We start from the raw sequence: 1,203 nt of genomic DNA, 5'->3' as shown, positions 1-1,203 counted from the left end.
TGGACCGGACCATCCGCTCCGTGAAGCGTCACATGGGCACCGACTGGAAGATCGATCCGCCCCAGCGCCCGCACCGCCGCCTCGGCCAGCGCCGGATGGTGCTCAGCCTGGACTGCAGTGGGTGTGACCTGCAAGAGCACTCGCCGTCGGTCCGCCGAGTCCCGTTCGCGAGCTACGTGGCCCGCTTTGACCATGCGGTCGACGAGCGCAGTCACCGATGCCGAGTTGATTCCCAGTTGTGCGCCGAGCCAGCCTGGCGTCGCCGGTGTGTCCGAGCGCTCGGCATCGAGAAGGCAGATCAACGCGCGCACGTCGGTGGAGTGCATTGTGTACTTGTTTGCAAAGCCGGAAACCGCCACGTTCAAGTCGACGGTCAGTGCGCGAAGCGAGTGCACGATCGCCATCGCTTCTTCTTCTGCATCGCCGACGCTCAAGGATGCCTCCAGCCCTGGTGTGTTGTCTCTCGATTGTCTACTATCTCGATAATCGAGAGAAATGGGGGTGGGGGATGGACTTCGATCGCGCATACGACGCTGTACTGACCAAATGGCCGCAGAAACCGCTGGGTGTGGACCTCACAGGCCGGTTCGGGAGCACGCATGTGAACGTCTGTGGACCTGAAAACTCGACGCCGTTGATCCTCTTTTCCGGTGGAGGCGCCACCTCGACGGTGTGGTTCGACAACGTTGCGGCGTTGTCGAAATCTCGACGAGTCTTTGCCGTCGACACCATGGGGGATGCCGGGCGCAGCGTTCCGAATGGTAATCCGATGAAGTCCGCCGACGATCTGATCGAGTGGATGGAATCGATAGTCGAGTACACCGGTGCCGAGGCCGTCGATGTAATCGGACATTCCTACGGCGCGATGATCGCATTGGCATTTTCTTTGCGTCGCCCGGAACGTGTCGGGAAACTTGTTCTGCTCGATCCTAATTCGAGTTTCTCCGGTATGAAGGCGGGCTACCTTCTGCGTGCGCTTCCGCTGTTGCTCAAGCCGTCGCGGGCTGGCCGACGGCGACTGTTGGAGTGGGAGACAGGTGAGTTGAGTATCGACTCCGACTGGCTGTCTCTTGTGGAAGTGGGCACTTCGGATCTACCGCGACCCGATCTCGTAGTGCCTCGACGTCCTTCGAAGGAGGCCTTGAGCGCACTGGATGTCGAGGTGCTGGTGGTCCTCGCGCAGGACGGACGGGTGCATGATGC

At 61.0% G+C, this 1,203-nt stretch carries 2 protein-coding genes; one reads left to right on the top strand and one right to left on the bottom strand.

From position 1 onward, the window contains the following. On the bottom strand, positions 1 to 434 hold a 434-nt coding region (locus ABT116_RS48135; RefSeq protein ID WP_351647824.1), incomplete at its 3' end, for a MarR family winged helix-turn-helix transcriptional regulator. 74 nt (positions 435 to 508) lie between these two features. Here ABT116_RS48135 and ABT116_RS48130 point away from each other — a divergent pair. Then, positions 509 to 1,203: alpha/beta fold hydrolase (locus ABT116_RS48130; RefSeq protein ID WP_351647822.1), on the top strand; the 695-nt coding region annotated here is incomplete at its 3' end.

Origin of the sequence: Streptomyces sp. NPDC002130 (assembly GCF_040296465.1) — a bacterium.
Taxonomy (GTDB): domain Bacteria; phylum Actinomycetota; class Actinomycetes; order Streptomycetales; family Streptomycetaceae; genus Streptomyces.
Note: the sequence above shows the minus strand (reverse complement) of the source record. Positions and strands in the feature narration are given on the sequence as shown.